The organism is Streptomyces sp. NPDC003393 (assembly GCF_053589015.1).
Genome location: NZ_JBSFRB010000010.1, coordinates 174,805 through 189,822, shown reverse-complemented (window position 1 = coordinate 189,822; position 15,018 = coordinate 174,805). Strand labels below are relative to the sequence as shown.

At 70.7% G+C, this 15,018-nt stretch carries 8 protein-coding genes and 1 pseudogene; all 9 read right to left on the bottom strand.

Annotation, left to right across the window (positions count from 1 at the left end; genetic code table 11):
* Positions 1 to 648: 648 nt before the first annotated feature.
* The 9 genes and pseudogenes from ACWDUZ_RS13685 to ACWDUZ_RS13645 all read right to left on the bottom strand — a co-directional run bounded on the left by ACWDUZ_RS13685 (position 649) and on the right by ACWDUZ_RS13645 (position 14,973).
* The gene (locus ACWDUZ_RS13685) at positions 649 to 2,250 is read right to left on the bottom strand and encodes a hypothetical protein (protein WP_451631996.1); all 1,602 of its coding nucleotides are present in this window, start codon (positions 2,248 to 2,250) and stop codon (positions 649 to 651) included.
* Positions 2,225 to 3,637 carry a hypothetical protein gene (locus ACWDUZ_RS13680; RefSeq protein WP_451631995.1) on the bottom strand — a complete coding sequence of 471 codons (1,413 nt, stop codon included), beginning with the start codon at positions 3,635 to 3,637 and terminating at the stop codon, positions 2,225 to 2,227. Before ACWDUZ_RS13680 ends, ACWDUZ_RS13685 begins: the two co-directional genes overlap by 26 nt.
* A gap of 271 nt (positions 3,638 to 3,908) precedes the next feature.
* Positions 3,909 to 3,989, bottom strand: a pseudogene (locus ACWDUZ_RS13675) (GDP-mannose 4,6-dehydratase); the annotation flags it as partial.
* 178 nt (positions 3,990 to 4,167) lie between these two features.
* Positions 4,168 to 5,529, bottom strand: a complete 1,362-nt coding sequence (gene gdhA, locus ACWDUZ_RS13670; RefSeq protein WP_451631994.1) for an NADP-specific glutamate dehydrogenase — start codon at positions 5,527 to 5,529, stop codon at positions 4,168 to 4,170.
* Positions 5,530 to 5,738: 209 nt separating this feature from the next.
* Positions 5,739 to 7,166, bottom strand: coding sequence for a serine hydrolase domain-containing protein (locus tag ACWDUZ_RS13665; RefSeq protein ID WP_451631993.1), 1,428 nt, complete (start codon positions 7,164 to 7,166; stop codon positions 5,739 to 5,741).
* Positions 7,167 to 7,220: 54 nt separating this feature from the next.
* On the bottom strand, positions 7,221 to 7,604 hold the full coding sequence (locus tag ACWDUZ_RS13660) for a DNA/RNA non-specific endonuclease (RefSeq protein ID WP_451631992.1): 384 nt from the start codon (positions 7,602 to 7,604) through the stop codon (positions 7,221 to 7,223).
* A 274-nt stretch (positions 7,605 to 7,878) separates the two neighbouring features.
* Positions 7,879 to 9,354 carry a type VII secretion-associated serine protease mycosin gene (mycP, locus tag ACWDUZ_RS13655; protein WP_451631991.1) on the bottom strand — a complete coding sequence of 492 codons (1,476 nt, stop codon included), beginning with the start codon at positions 9,352 to 9,354 and terminating at the stop codon, positions 7,879 to 7,881.
* Positions 9,355 to 11,086: 1,732 nt separating this feature from the next.
* Positions 11,087 to 11,587 (bottom strand): hypothetical protein, encoded by a 501-nt coding sequence (locus ACWDUZ_RS13650; RefSeq protein ID WP_451631990.1) that lies wholly within the window; start codon positions 11,585 to 11,587, stop codon positions 11,087 to 11,089.
* Positions 11,588 to 11,823: 236 nt separating this feature from the next.
* A complete protein-coding gene (locus ACWDUZ_RS13645; protein ID WP_451631989.1) occupies positions 11,824 to 14,973 on the bottom strand; it encodes a glycosyl hydrolase 115 family protein in 3,150 nt (1,049 codons plus the stop codon).
* Positions 14,974 to 15,018: the final 45 nt, after the last annotated feature.

Sequence of the window (15,018 nt, the reverse complement as noted above, 5' to 3'; positions counted from 1 at the left end):
TTGGCTCTCTCCGACCCACGCGGTCGGGCGTGTCGCGCTCCCGCTGACACAGATGTCCCTTGTTCCAACATCCCTGCGTGGGAGTGCGGCCCGTCCGGAACCGCAGGACCGGGAGTACGCGTCCGTCCTGCCGACGCGTGGCCCACCGGGCGCCTGGCCGGTGCCGCGCCCACACTTCCCGGAAGATTCCCGTACGTCCGCCCCAGCGCTGCCGTGAGGCAGTTAGGGCGACGAGTACTGTGGGACTCGCTTCCGGTCCTCCCGGCGGGAGGCGCGCAGCATCAACACTCGACCGAGCAACTCGGCCAGTCTGCCATAGGCGATGGGGGGCTGGCCAATCGAGCCGGAGAGAATACCCCCGGGGTGACGTAGATCAAAGCCGTGGACGGACTGCCCCGGGCCGCGGGGCCGGGACGGCGCCCCGCGGCGCACCGTCGTCGCCTGTTCAGAGCCTGACCACTCCGCGCCAGATCCACCCGGCGCCGAGGACCGCGTCGCGCAGCGGGTCCGTCATCTCCCGGGTGTCGAAGCGGAACGCCTCGACCTTCCGCGGGCGACCGTCCGGACCGTGCCCGGTCTCCCACTGCCGGTTGACAGCGTGCGTCCTGTGGAGACGGTGAGCGTGTCGTCCTGCCCGGACGAGGCGCCCTACGGCTGCGCGAGTTCCTCTTTCGCCGCCGTGCCGTCGGCCTGCTGTCCGGGCACGGGCGACTCGGCGGCCTCCGGCACGGACGAGGCCGGCGTCGTGGCCCGGTTCTTCTTCGGCCGATGCCTCCAGTTGCGCCGTACGTCGGCGTCGAGCACCGCGCCCACGATGCGACCACCGGAGCAACCGATCTGCTCCCGCAGCCGCTTGAGGTCGTCGCGCCTGGTGTGGTCACCGCCCACCACGAGGACCCCGTCGACGCGTTGGGCCACGGCCGGGCCGTCGGTGTGTTCGAGCAGCGGCCGGGTGACGGCGATGACCGTCGTACCGGAATCGGCGCACGACAGCGCACGGGTCACCGTGGCGGAGGCCGCGACGTCGTCGGTGCCGCGTGTTCCCGGAAGGAGCAGGAAGCGCCCGGCCGAGCCCGCGTCGACGGCGACCCGGCCCTCAGGCAGGGCGGCCGCCTCGCTGCCGGGACCGGAGTCGCCGGGGGCGAGCGGCAGCCGCGACGAGATGCCCCGCGTGCCCGCGGTGGCGTCCACCAGCAGCACGTCGTCACCGGACTCGGTGAGGGCCGCGGCGATGTTCACCGCGGCGGCCTCCGCGTTGCCGTCCCGCCTGGGCGCCACGACCAGAAGAGTGCGCCCGCCCGGGGCGTCCTCGCCGTGTCGGAGCCGGTAGGCGAGAGTCCGGTAGGCCTCCGCACGGCTGCCGGCGACCCGGCCGACCTGGAGCAGTTCGTTCCTGCCGCTTCCCGTGCCGCGGGCCGGGAGGATGCCCAGCACAGGGGCGTCGAGCACCGCCTGGACCTCGCCGACCGAGCGCACCCGCGGTTCGAGCACGGACCTCAGCCACGCGAGCACGAGTCCCAGGAGGAGACCTGCCGGCAGGCCGATGCCGATCAGCGCACGTCTGCTCGGTCCCGCGGGCCGCGCCGGCGGCTGGGCCACGCGCACGATGTCGCCGCCGCTGGTGTCGAAGGCCCGGACGTCCGAGATCCGCTTCTGCAGCGCGTTGATCTGGTCCCGGCGGTCCGCGGCGGTCAGATCGTCCGTCTTCGCGGTGCTCTTCTTCCCGGCCAGCACTTCGAGCTGCTGCTCCAGCCCACTCGTCATCCGTTGCACCGTCGCCCGGGTCCGGTCCTGGCGATCGGCGAGGTAGGCCCGTGCGAACGCGTTGGCCACCTGGGCCGCGCGCTGCGGGCTCGCCGCCGTGTACGCGAAGCTGAGCATCTGGGTGCCGGGGGGATTCGTGACGCGCAGGTCCGCCGAGAGCGCGGCGGCCCGGGACGGTTGGCCCAGCGCCCGTGCCGCACGGTCCGCGACGGTGGCGCTCTCGCCGATCTGCCGTTCCGTGCCCATGCTCACCTGGTTGTCGACGGACACGCCGTAGGTGCTGATCGGGTCCACCTTCGGGCGGACGAGAACGTCGGCGGTGGAGGTGTAACCGCCCGCCCGGAGCTGCACCAGCAGCAGCCCGCCGAGCAGCCCGAGGACGATTCCCGTCGCGATCGCGAGGGGGTACCTCAGCAGTTGGCGCAGCTGGTCGCGGAGCTGGTCCCGTTCGACGTACTGGTCATCGAAGCCGGTGGGACTGGACACTGAGGCCTCCTTGTGCGGGGATCGCTACGGGGTCGGCGTTCGCGGGCGGAGACGCCGGTGAAGGAGAACGGGGCGACCGGGCGGCGGACGAGCTGATGAAGAGCGGAAGGGCCAGGAACAGCGTCATCGGCGCCATGATCGCCGGCAGGCTGCCGCGCAGGAAGATCATCTGGTAGAAGGCGAAGGCCGGGACCAGCAGCACGGCCAGCGTGGCGCGCCTGTCTCGGAGCCGTTCGCGGATGTCGTCCATGCGGCGCCCGGCCGCGCCCAGCAGGCAGAAGACGGCCACCACGGCGGGAACGCCACCCCACAGCCAGCTCTCGATCCACAGCGGCGCGGAAAGGTTCTCGAACCGGTAGCCCGCGTGGTCGGCGAGCGTCGTGGCGACGGGCTCGGGTTTCCCGGGCCATACCGAGCGCGGGACCATGAACAGGGCCGGGCCGAGCGCCGCGGACGGTGAGAAGCCGGCCTCTTTCACGTAGTCGACACCGACCAGCATCTGCTGGAAGGCGTCGTAGTCCCTGTTGGTGGTGAACTGCTCCGCCGGGCTCAGCACCTGGATGGCTTCCCGCTTCTCGGTGCGGAAGTAGTCGCTGTAGGGGAAGACGAGCAGCACCACGGCCGTGAGCGCTGCCGCCGTGAGGCGGAAGGCTCGCGGCCGGCTGAACCGGCGCCATGAGAAGAGCAGGACCAGCAGGACGGCGCCGACCCAGAAGCGAGGCCTGCTGATCGGGTTGTTGACGACCGCGTTGAGCCCGAGGAACAGCGGGAGCAGCAGCAGGCGGACGGCGCGCAGGAGCCGGTCGCCCGGTCTCCGACACGGCAGGTGCAGCAGGGCGGCCAGCGCCCAGAAGGCGGGGGCGGCGAGGATCGAGATCACGAGCGCCTTCGCCGTCTCTCCGGCGGCGCCCACCTGTTCCAGGGCCTGTCGGCTGCTGAGGAAGACGCCCGCCCCGCCCATCCGGGGGATGAGCAGGATCGCGACGACGACCGACAGAACGCACAGGAGCAGTGCCCGCACCGGGGCGATCCGGCGGGAGAGCAGCGGTTCGAGGACGACCGATCGGCCGGCCGCGCGCCTGGCGCCGAGGGCCGCTCCGGCGCTGTAGGCGATGAGCCCGAGTTCGGTCAGGGCGGTGGCGGCGAACGCGGTGTCCGGGCCGGTCCGGTATCCCTCGGGGTAGGTGTCGGTGGCGAGCATCGCCAGCGGCGCCAGCCCGAGCCATACGTAGGTGAAGAGCCAGAAACCGAGTGCGGCCAGCCGCACGGAGGTGCCGGTCAGCACCCGGGTGAGCGCCCCACCGCTGTGCGCCACGACCACGCACTGCACGGCGAGCGCCGCCCCGAAACGAACACTGATGTTCTGGAGAACGAGGCCGGGCAACACGCCGAGGAGTACGACGGCCCAGGCACATACCGCGGCCGTGCAACGCACTTGACTGCCTTGCACCCGAATCCCCTTATCGAGGTGAGCAGATCGGAACGATCACTACTCATAGCGTTATAGCTCAAATGCAAGGCATATCTACAGAATTTCACCGGCGCGTCAATTAATCATATCTACGGCCTTTATATGGGATCGGGTGGATTGCCGAGCCCCGGCCTGCTCGGCCGACCGCCGACCGCCGACCGCCGACGCGAACTCACCCGATGCCAATGGCCGCGCCGTAGGGCGAGCGAGGCTGGAACGGAGTGAGTTCGTGTTGAGGCGGCGGTGCGGAGCCGAACATCTCCGAGCTGACTCGCATGACCGGACAAGGACGGCGGACAGAGAACGAACGAGGCTCCCGTGCCGACGGGTCGAGACGGCGAACGCCTCTCCCGACGGCACGGAAGCCTCGTGTCCTGCCGACACCCCACCACCCGCTCGGTGGCCCCGCGCGCGGGTTCAGCGGATCGACGGGGGATCCGGGTGGGTCAGATCACACCCTGGGCCAGCATCGCGTCGGCGACCCGCTCGAAACCGGCGATGTTCGCGCCGGTCACGTAGTCGCCGGGGGCGCCGTAGCGCTCGGCGGTCTCGTGGCAGGTGTTGTGGATCTCGCTCATGATGCGCGCCAGCTCCTCCTCCACCCGGGCGGCCGACCAGGCCGTACGGGAGGCGTTCTGCGCCATCTCCAGGGCGCTCACGGCGACACCGCCCGCGTTCGCCGCCTTGCCCGGCCCGAAGGCGACCCCGGCACGCTGCAACAGGTGCACGGCCTCCGGTGTCGTCGGCATGTTGGCGCCCTCGGACACCGCCTTCACCCCGTTGCGGACGAGGGCCGCCGCGTCCTGCTCGTCGAGCTCGTTCTGCGTGGCCGACGGCAACGCGACGTCGGCCGGCACCTCCCAGATGCGGCCGCCGGGCACGAACCGCGCGGAGGCGCCCCGGCGCTCGGCGTACGTGCTGATCCGCTCCCGCTCGACCTCCTTGACCTGCTTCAGCAGCTCCAGGTCGATGCCCTTGTCGTCCACCACGTACCCGCCGGAATCCGAGCAGGTCAGCGGGTTGGCGCCGAGGGTGAGAAGCTTCTCGATCGTGTGGATGGCGACATTGCCCGACCCGGAGACGACGACCGTCTGCCCCTCCAGGTCCTCACCGCGCTCGCGCAGCATCGCCTCCGCGAACAGCACGTTCCCGTACCCCGTGGCCTCCGGCCGGATCGCGGACCCGCCCCACCCGGGCCCCTTGCCGGTGAGCACGCCGGCCTCCCACCGGTTGGTGATCCGCCGGTACTGCCCGAACAGATAGCCGATCTCGCGACCCCCGACCCCGATGTCCCCGGCCGGGACGTCGGTGTGCTCGCCGATGTGCCGCTGGAGCTCCGTCATGAACGACTGGCAGAACCGCATGACCTCGGCATCGCTGCGCCCGTGCGGGTCGAAGTCGCTGCCACCCTTGCCGCCGCCGATGCCGAGCCCGGTCAGAGCGTTCTTGAAGATCTGCTCGAAGCCGAGGAACTTGATGATGCCGAGGTTCACGGACGGGTGGAAGCGCAGGCCGCCCTTGTACGGGCCCAGCGCACTGTTGAACTCCACCCGGAACCCCCGGTTGACGTGCACCCGTCCCCTGTCGTCCTGCCAGGGCACCCGGAAGATGATCTGCCGCTCCGGCTCACACAGCCGTTCGATCAGCCCGGCGTCCGCGTACTCCGGCCGCGCCGTGAGCACGGGCCCGAGCGTCTCCAGCACCTCGTGGACGGCCTGGTGGAACTCGGGCTGGGCGGGGTTGCGACGCTCGATCTCCCTGCGGAGCGCGTCGAGCCGGCTCTGGGCGTCGGGGCGGGTGGTCGTCACGGGGTCCCCTTCTGGGACGGCGACCACCGGTGCGATACCGGTGATGCGCTGGTGGACGCTCGGCGCCGTTGCCGCGCGCGGGACCTCCCAGTGTTACTCCGGTGTAAACACCGAGGCCAGCAAGGCCGCGCCCCTCTCACCATCTGAGACGCAAAGTCGTACCGGCGGGTCCGCCCACGGCCGGCGCCGTCTCGAGAGGGTGGCCCCTCCTACGCGACGTCCGGCCGTGTCATGAGCGGCGACCGGACATGCAACCTCAGGTCGGGGCCGGTGAGGGGCACCGTGCTCCACGTCGCCGTCGCGGTCGCCGCGTCGGCGTCGACGACCAGCCGGACGCGGTGCGGGGTGGTGATGACGTAGAGATCGGCGACGAACCTGCCGCCCTGCCAGGCTCCGGCTGCGACGACAGGCCGCCCGAGGGGGGAGCTCTCCCGCCAGGCACCGTGGCCGACCTCGAAGTGGAGCGACCCGCAGCGGACAAGCCATCCGCCGCCTGTGGGCTCGACGGTCACCGTCGTCCCGTCGGGCAGCGCCGAGCCCTCGGGGCGGGCGTCCAGTCTCGCGGTGACCGAACGCCCCGGACGGGCCGAACCGGGCACCGACGGCAAGGACAACCGCCGCAGCCGATCGGCGAGGATCTCGTCGTCCTGGGCGCTGTCCGCATGGCCCACACCGGGCAGCAGGCACTCCCACAGGGCGTCCAGGAGATCCTGGGCCTCCGTCTGGGCGGTCGCGGCGACCACGAGATCGTGGGACGGGACCACCACGCACTGCTGTCCGAAGGCACCATGACCGTGGTACCCGTGGGGCGACATCCAGAACTGGTAGCCGTAGCCGTGGGAGAAGTCGGGGGCGTCCGGTCCGCCCTCCTCGGCGGGCCCGCAGCCGATGTGCCGTCTCGTCGCGAGCTCGACCCAGGCGCGCGGGACGAGCTGCCGGTCGCCCCAGCGGCCGCCCCCCAGCAGCAGTTCACCGAAGGCGGCTATGGACTCGGTCGTGAGGTGCAGCCCATGGAATCCGAAGGCGGCACCGCTCTTCACCCGGTCCCATTCGGCCTGCTCGACGCCCATCGGCTCGAACAGCCGCTCGTCGAGGAACTCCGGCAGACCACGGCCCGTCACCCGTTCCACCATTCTCGCCAGGACGTAGGTGGTCGAGTTGTCGTAGGCGTGCCGGGTCCCTTCGACAGCGGGGAACGGCACCCGCAGGAAGCCCTTCACCAGGTCGTCGGGTTCCAGTCGCCAGGCTTCGTCCAGGCTGTCTGCGACATGCCCCGCCGTCATGGACAGCAGGTGATGCACGGTGATCCGCTCGCCCCGCTCCGAGACGTCGGCGGGGACGTGGTCGGGCAGCACGTCCACCACCCGATCGTCCAGGGAGAGCAGCCCGTCGGCGATCGCGAGCCCCACGGCGACGGAGGTGAACGACTTGGTCAGCGAGTAGAGAAGGTGCGGACGCTCGGCCGAGTACGGCGCCCACCACCCTTCGGCGACGACGTGACCGCGGTGCACGATCACGAGGGAGTGACATTCCACGGACCGTGCTTGGAGCCGGTCCAGCAGCGCGGTGATGGAACGGGACGACACCCCCGAGGCGGCCGGTGTCGAGCGCGGCAGAAGAATACGCTGAGACGCCATCCGGGCACCGTACACAGCCCCCTTCCGCACCGCACCGAATAAACACCGGAATGCTCATTGACAACCAGGGTCCAGTCCGCCTCCGCCCTTGGGGAGCCCATTCACTGTGTTGTACACCGTGCAGCGGCCAACATGTCCCTGGTCTCCCAGGGCCACCAACTGCACTGTGTCGGGCACGGTCTGGCCGCTCTTCGCATAGGTGGGGATGGCCGTGTAGAAGACGGTCTCCCCCGCGTCGAGGCGGGCCCTCACCTTGCCCTCGAAGGTCTGCATGATCGGGCTGTTGGCCGCCTTGTACAGCTTGACCAGGTTCCGCGGCTCTCGGCCACGCCCGCCCAGTTCGCGGGCGAGGAGGTGGCCCCGCTGCGAGGGTGCCGTCGCCGTCCTGCCAGCCGGCGGGGTCGGAGGGCAGCCGCTTGTTGCTGCGGTTGGTGTCACCGCCGACGATCTCGGTGTTCTTCTTGGAGTCGGGTGCCCCCGGCAACGCGGCCGGCACGGTCACGATCCTCGAGGTGGGGCCGGGCACGCTCGAATGGGCCACCGCCCTCGCCGAGGGGGACCTCGGCTTCTCGGCGGGCAGCGACGGGCGACGCCTTCGGCATCGCGCTGGCGCACTGAGCCGCACGGCGGCCACGGTCAGGCCCCGTCTCCGGTCCCGCGCCCCGGCGCCATCGAGACCGCCCGCCGCGCCGGGACCGCCACCCGCCGACCGTCAGCGGGCCTGGACCGGAGGCCAGGTACCGGCGGCGCACATCTCCATGTACTGGGCCACCGGAAGGTGCGTGGGAGGCAGATGAGGGCTCGTCCCGGAGTGCGGTACGACGACGGCCGCGCTGAACGGGGCCTTCGACGGGTCTCCTGTCTCCATGTGCTCTCTGAAGTCGAAGCGGAAGGTCCAGCCGTAGACGAAGTCGATCCCCGAATCCGGGAAGACGACCACGGAGCCGGCTTTCTCCGGGTACGCGGTGGCGTTCAGATGGTGGGAGGCGGCGGCCACCGCGTCCTCCCTGCTGATCTTCCGTCCGGAACGCCGACGCCTGGCGAGGACGGCGGCCGCCACGGCCCCGCCCACGACCACGACCGCGCCGGCGCCCAGCCCGACCCACAGCAGGCCGCTGCCACCGCCGTCCACGGAGGACGCGCCTGCGGCGGCGGTCTCGTCCTGCCCGGCGCCGGAATCCTCAGCCTTGCCCGAGGGCGAGGCAGAGGGCGTGGCCGGCGCCGACGACTCCGCCGCTGCGAGGTCCGGCAGCGGATAGACGTCCGCCGGACCCGGATCGCCCGGATCCTTCAGCGCGATGCGGGGCCGCACGATCCCGTATCCGATCGAGTCGTTGCGCTTGGCGCCGTTCGTGGGGGCCCCGATGGTGTTGAGCATGACGCGGAGGACCTGGTTGTTGGTCCAGGTCGGGTGCTTGGACCAGATCAGCGCGGCACTGGCGGAGGCGAGGGCGGTGGCGTCGCTGGTGCCGTCCGTCCTGCACAGGCCCGTCTTGCCGCCGCACGCGTGGACCATGTCCTCACCTGGGGCGGCCATGTCCACCTGGGAGCCGTACTCGGAGAAGGAGGAGCGCCGGAGGTTCTTGCCGACCGCTGCGACACCGACGACACCCGGGGTTCCGGCTGGGTACAGAACCGGGTTGTCCTTTTCAGCGTTGTTGCCCACACCAGCGAAAATCAATGAGCCGCGATCCAGGGCGTATTTGACAGCAGCGGTGAGCTGGGGAGTGCCGATTGACGACCCCATGGAGATGTTGATGACCTGAGCGTGCTCATCGGCTGCATAGCGGATGGCCTTGCTGAAGTACGCAGGCCTTCCGAAGCCCATCGAGTCCTCGTCCTCCGAAGGTACGCGAATGGGAAGGATCTTGACACCTGGAGCGAGACCGAATGCGCCCTTTCCGCCCCCGTAGGCGCCGGTTCCAGCGATGAGGCCGGCCATCCCCGTACCGTGGCCGTCGTAGTCCGTGTGTTCATCGCCGGCACTTTTCGCGAGGGCGAGATCTTTTCCGTCGAGCACCCGCCCTTTCAGGTCCGGATTGGTCGGGTCGACTCCGCTGTCGATCACCGCGACCGTGATGCCCTTGCCAGTGCTCGTCCGCCATATCTCCTCCGCGTGCATGGCGTCCAGGTGCCACTGCTTGGAGCGCGTGGAGTCCGCCTGCGCATGCGTTGCTGCACCTCCCACGAGCAGCAGGCCAAGGACCGTTGAGGCCACTGCACGGATCCCTCTGTGACGCGTGTGGGCCCCGGGCATGTGCATGGTGTTGGTATCCCCTGATCGTCAGTCGGTGGTCGGCGGTTCGTTTCGGCGATCGTTCTTCTGTCTGTCATTCCGCTGCCGCGTGCGACGGTTTGCTCCATTCGGAGCACCGCGAACGCCACGCTGCGCAGGAGACTCACTGGGCACACCGCCCGCGATACCTCCCCGCGTCGGTGCGGAGGGTACCTGTGCGCCGGGTCGCGTCGGAGCGCTCCCGGCTCTCTGTGGCGTACCGCCAACGATTCCGTCGCGCGGTGTGGCGCCAGAGCGTCCCGTGGTGGCGGGCCCCGAAGTCCGACCGGCAGGCTGCCCCGTCGCTCCTGCGTTCGGCAGGCGGCTGGTCACACCACGACCCGCTGCCTGCTGCCCTCCGAGCGAGGGACCAAGTGCCCGACCCGTCGACCTGCCAGTACTCGAGGGTGCAGCCTGACGCCCACCGGTGATTCCTGAGCCGGATGTGCCACCCCGACCGATTGGCGGATTCTGATTCGAGATGGCGCGGCCGACCGGCCCGGTCGACGTGGGCAGATCACGGCCAGGGGTACGGCTGACGTCGGCCAGGCCACGGCCCGTGGTACGCCCCACGGATCCCTGCGTCGGCTGGGAGGGCAAGCGGCCTCCGCCGGTGGCTCTTCCGGTGCCGCCCGATGTCGAAGGCAGAGACACGGGCCCCCGAACGGGCCCCCGAGGGGAGGGTGCAACCGGACCGTTCGTCGGCAACGGTGTCTGTGTGTCCGGGCGGGCGGTGGTGGGAGGTACGTCCACGGAGCCGGTGGAGCGCTGGTGAGCCTCTGGCTGCACAGTCACCGAGTCGATGCCGACGTGCGTGGCGGGCTCGATCGCCGGGGGAGGCAGGTGACCGGACGGCACCGTACTCGTGAGCACATCCGCTCCAGTTCCGGGGTAAACCCGGTGCTGGATGCTTGCGGCCCCTGTACTGCGAGCCGTTCCCGAACTGACGCCTCCGGTGTCTGTCCTCTCCGCGGGACCGCCCCCAGGGCGAGCGATGTCCTCGGACGATTGGTCGAAGGCCGGTGTGATCGACGTGGGCGGCGGCGGGAACTTCGGCCGCTCCAGCGAGTTCATCTGCGTCGCGGACTGCTCGTAGGACTGCCCCAGCTTGCGCATCTGGGCCGCCGCCTCCAGGCGGACCTTCTCGCGGTCGGCCTTGAGGGCGGCGAGTTCGCCCGCGGACTTGGCACGGATGGCGGCGGCGTCCGGGTCGTTGTGGGCGGCGTTCGCCGCGTCGAGGTTGGCCTGGGCGCTCTTGGTGTCGCGGGGGATCGACGCCTGCGCGGTGGCGATCGCGCCCGAGGCGTGGCCCAGCCACTTCGCGGCGCCCTCGCTGAAGTCCCCCAGTCGGAGGGTGGAGTTGGCCAGGTCGTCGGCCCAGGTACGGAACGCCTCCGCGCCGTCCCCCTTCCACGACACCCACTGCGGACGGACCTTCAGCTCCTCCGCGATCTTGCGAATCTCCTTGGCCGCCGTGGTCAGGCGGTCGGCGGCGGCCTGCACCTCGCCGGCGTTCGCCTGGTCCAGCCACGCCAGCATCTGCTCGTGGCTCATGCTCTCGAAGGACGTACCGCCGCCGCTCCCCTTGCCGGCCCCTGCCATCAGGTCTCCCCCGTCGTCGCCGTACCCAGGACAATCGTCGTCATCAGATCGTGCCACCCGAGTCGCCCGCCGGCGGCTGCTCGGCCCCGTGGTCCCGATGCGCCCCGGTGTCGCCCTGACCGTGGGCCTTCCGGGGCAGGGAGGGGTCGTAGGCGCCGCCGTAGTGATCGGTCGTCTCCGCGCTGATCGCCGCCATGCGCCTGCGGACGTCGATGTCGATGTTCTGGTAGCCCTTGTGCGAGGCCACGACCGCGATGCCCATGCCCTCCATGGAGTCGGACAGCAGCTTGGAGAGCGTCTCCAGTTCACCGATGACCGTCTCGTACGCCGTGTGGAGGCCGCTCGCCTCCGACCACCCGCCCTCTCCGCCACCGAACTCGTGGCGCGCGAGCCGGCCCTTGCCGACCTTGCCCGGGCCGGCCTCGGAACCCTTCAGATCGTGGATCAGGGCGTCCACTCTCTTCTTGAACTCCGTGAACGACGAGTACTCCGCCGCCAGAGCCGCCATGGCTCCCGCGGCGGCGGCACCGGTCGCCCCGAACATCCCCGCCATCCCCGACAGAAACGGCGACGGCTCGTCACCCGGCCCGGAACCGGCATCGCTCGGCAACACAACGTCCTCCCCCGTGAGTTCGTAAGCGGAAGCCTCGGGGACAACTGTAGCTACATCCCGTGACAGTCCCGAGCCGGGCAGTGCGCCCGAAGCGAAAGGAGCCCGCGCCGCGCAGCGGCACAGGCTCCGTTCGGAAGGGTGACGACCGGAGGGTCACTCCCCCTGCGTCACACCTTCCTGCTCTCCAGCGGCCCCAGGTAGGTCTCCGGCAGGCCGCCCACGTCGATCAGCAGGCGCTGCACCACCACCGTCGGGTCGACCATCCAGAACTTCAGGCGGTGCACGCCCGCGCTCGTGAGGGTGTGCCGGGTGGCCGTGCGGTTGATGTTGTCCGAGGTGTTCATGGCCCACTGGTTGTTCATGGTGCCGTCGTCCGAGCCGGTGGCCGCGATGATGTCGACCGTCTGCGGGGTCTGGTCGTCGAAGGAGACGGCGTAGCGAAGGCCGCCCTGGCCGTCCGCGAGTGCGGGGTTGCGGGGGGAGAGTTCGGCCCAGACCGTCACCTCGCCGGGGGCCGGGGTCAGCAGGGTCACCTCGTACTCCAGGTGCGGCGAGGAGCCGCCGGGGGTCTGGCGGGGGGCCGTCACCGGCCACGGCATGATGCCCGCCGTCGTCCGGCCGATGCCGTCCAGGCGGCGCCACTCGCCCACCGCCCGGTCGTAGTGCTCGGCATCGATGGCGACGTAGCCGCCTGCCTCCACGAAGCCGCGCAGGCCGCGCGCGACCCGCTTGGACGGCTTGCTCGCCGTGCAGGAGACCGTCACCGTGCCGCCCGCGCCCGTGATCGTCAGTGTGCCGGACGCCCCGTCGGCCGGGACCCTGGACCAGTCGACCCGTGCCTCCAGGCGCACCTGCTGGTCGACCCGGCCCCTGGTGCGGTCGACCTTCAGCCACGGGGCGGAGGTCTCGACGCGGTAGTCGAAGGGGGTACGGCCCCGGTTGAAGATCTCCACGTACTGCTGCGGGCGGGTCTGGTAGGGACTGAACTCGGGAAGCTCCGCCTCTTCCGAGCCCGCACCGCCCGGCCACCATGTGCCCGCGTCCTCGGCGCCGTCCACGGACACCCCCAGTTCGGCGGCCTTCGGCACGTCGATCCGCTTCACCGCCGGGAACAGCACGTCCGGGAGCGCCACGTTGTCCTTCTCCGGCTGCTGCCAGGGTGCGTTCGGGCCGTAGCGGTCCACGTCCCCGTAGTCGATGTGGGGCTGGGTCTGGAAGCCTTTCCACTTTCCGTTCGCGACCTGGGTGTTGAAGCGGTCGGCCAGGGCCAGGTCCTTGTCGAAGGCCGCCTCCGCCCGGTCCGCGAGGGCGTTGGTGGCGGCTCGGCCCTGTCCCGCGTACAGGATGTTCGTGAACTCCGCCCGGCGCACCTCGTACAGGTTCGCCGTGGCCTCCACCTCGTAGCCCACCAGCTCGAACCACGCGTCCCGTGCGCCGGCGGGCAGCTTGCGGGCGATCCGGTCCGCCTTCTTCGCCAGGTCCCGCCACTCCTCGGTGACCCGCTCCAGCTCGCGGTGGGCGAAGTAGTACGGGGTCTGCTGGTCGTCGTTCACCGGCTTGCCGTCCTGCAGCGTGATACGGCGGTTCAGCAGTTCCGGCTTGCGGCGGGCCTGCAACACGCCGTACGTCGCCAGCACTTCGGCCGTGTCGGCGGAGTGCGCCTCGCCGAAGTTCTGGCGGGCGTAGCGCCGCTCCCACTCCGTCAGCCGTTCCTGTGGCCAGCTGTCCGGGCTCCAGGCGTAGTTCAGGAAGAACTCCGTCGGCAGTTCGTTGCCTTTCAGGTCGCCCACGTTCGCCACCCACAGGCCGTGGTTGCCGTAGGCGTGGGCCTGGTGGAGCTGTTCCCAGGTGTTGCGGAGGTTGGCCGTGTCGACCCACTTGTAGTTGCGGCCCGCGCCCACGTAGTCGAAGTGGTAGTACAGGCCGTAGCCGCCGTCGCGCGGGGGCCCGGCCGGGTCGGGGTGCTTGCGGATGTTGCCCCAGTTGTCGTCCGTGAGGACGACCGTCACGTCGTCGGGCGCCCGCAGCCCGCGGTCCCAGTAGCGCTGCACCTCCTTGTACAGCGTCCACACCTGCGGGGTCCGGTCGGCCGGCTTGCCGGTGACCTCCTCGAGGATCTGGCGCTGCGCGGCCATGATCTCCCGCATCAGCTCGATGCCGTCGCCGTCGGGCAGGCTGGTGTCGCCGTTGCCGCGCATCCCGAGGGTGACCACGCCCTCGAAGCCCTGGTCGACCATGCGCTGGATGCCGTCCCGCCAGTACTTCTTCAGGGCGTCCGCGTTGCGCACGTACGACCACTCGCCCGTGCCGCCGTACGGGTCGTGGCCCGGGGTGACGATCGCGCCGGAGGAGTCCCGCACGGCGGCGGTGGCGTGGCGGTTCCACTCCTCGATGCCGCGCATCATGGGGGCCTCGTGGGAGGTGCCCATGACGATGCCGTACTCGGCGGCCCGCTTGTGGTTGTCGGGGTCGTCCTCGGCGAAGGCGCGGCCCCACACCGCCGGCCAGAGGTAGTTGCCCTTCAGGCGGAGCAGCAGTTCGAAGACCTTGGCGTAGAAGTCGGCGTTGAAGCCGCCGGGGTAGCCCTCCGCCTTGCCCGGTCCGAAGTACTCCGGGGCCCAGGTGCCGAGCGCCGGGTTCTCGTCGTTGATGAACACGCCCCGGTACTTCACCGTCGGTGTGCCCTGCGTGAACCGGCCCGGGAGGATCCAGACGTGGTTCCGGCGTACCGGCCGCACGTCGTCCCACCAGTGCCAGGGGGAGACGCCGATGCCGTACGAGACGTCGTAGGCGCCGAAGATGGTGCCGCGCGGGTCGCTGCCCGCGATGACGAGGGCGCGCTCGACCCCAGGCATCGGGTGGTTCACCACGGCCTGGAGGGAGGTCTCCCAGCGGTCCCGGACGCCGCTGACGTCCAGCTTGCCGGACTTCACCAGGCCGTCGATCAGCGGGCTGCGGCCGAGGGTCCCGACGAGCACGGCGTACCGGGCGATGGTGCTGCCGGGGCGTACGCCCGTGACCCGCTGGATGTCGCCGCGCAGGTCCGCCGCGGCCCGTACGACACCCGGGTGGTCGTGGTCGCTGACCAGGACGGGGGCGCCGACCAGGGGGAAGGCCCCGGGCGCCGGGGGCGCGGGCGAGAAGGAGACGTACTCGCCCGGGTCCGTCCGGCGCAGCCCGTGGCTTCCCCCACCGGCGGCTTTCGCGCCCTTGTTCCCCTCTTCTCCCGCCGCCCAGGCGGCTCCCGACGACGACACCACCGGCACCGCGGCCAGGCCGGCCCCGAGTACGGCTCTGCGGCTGACGTGCGCAGACATGCTGCCACACCCCTCCCGATCGAATTTGGTTAGCGGCATGACAAA

Coding starts and splice junctions, on each gene's coding strand:
- ACWDUZ_RS13665 (WP_451631993.1), bottom strand. CDS start 7,166: ATGGCGTCTCAGCGTATTCTTCTGCCGCGCTCGACACCGGCCGCCTCG.
- ACWDUZ_RS13650 (WP_451631990.1), bottom strand. CDS start 11,587: ATGTTCGGGGCGACCGGTGCCGCCGCCGCGGGAGCCATGGCGGCTCTG.
- ACWDUZ_RS13645 (WP_451631989.1), bottom strand. CDS start 14,973: ATGTCTGCGCACGTCAGCCGCAGAGCCGTACTCGGGGCCGGCCTGGCC.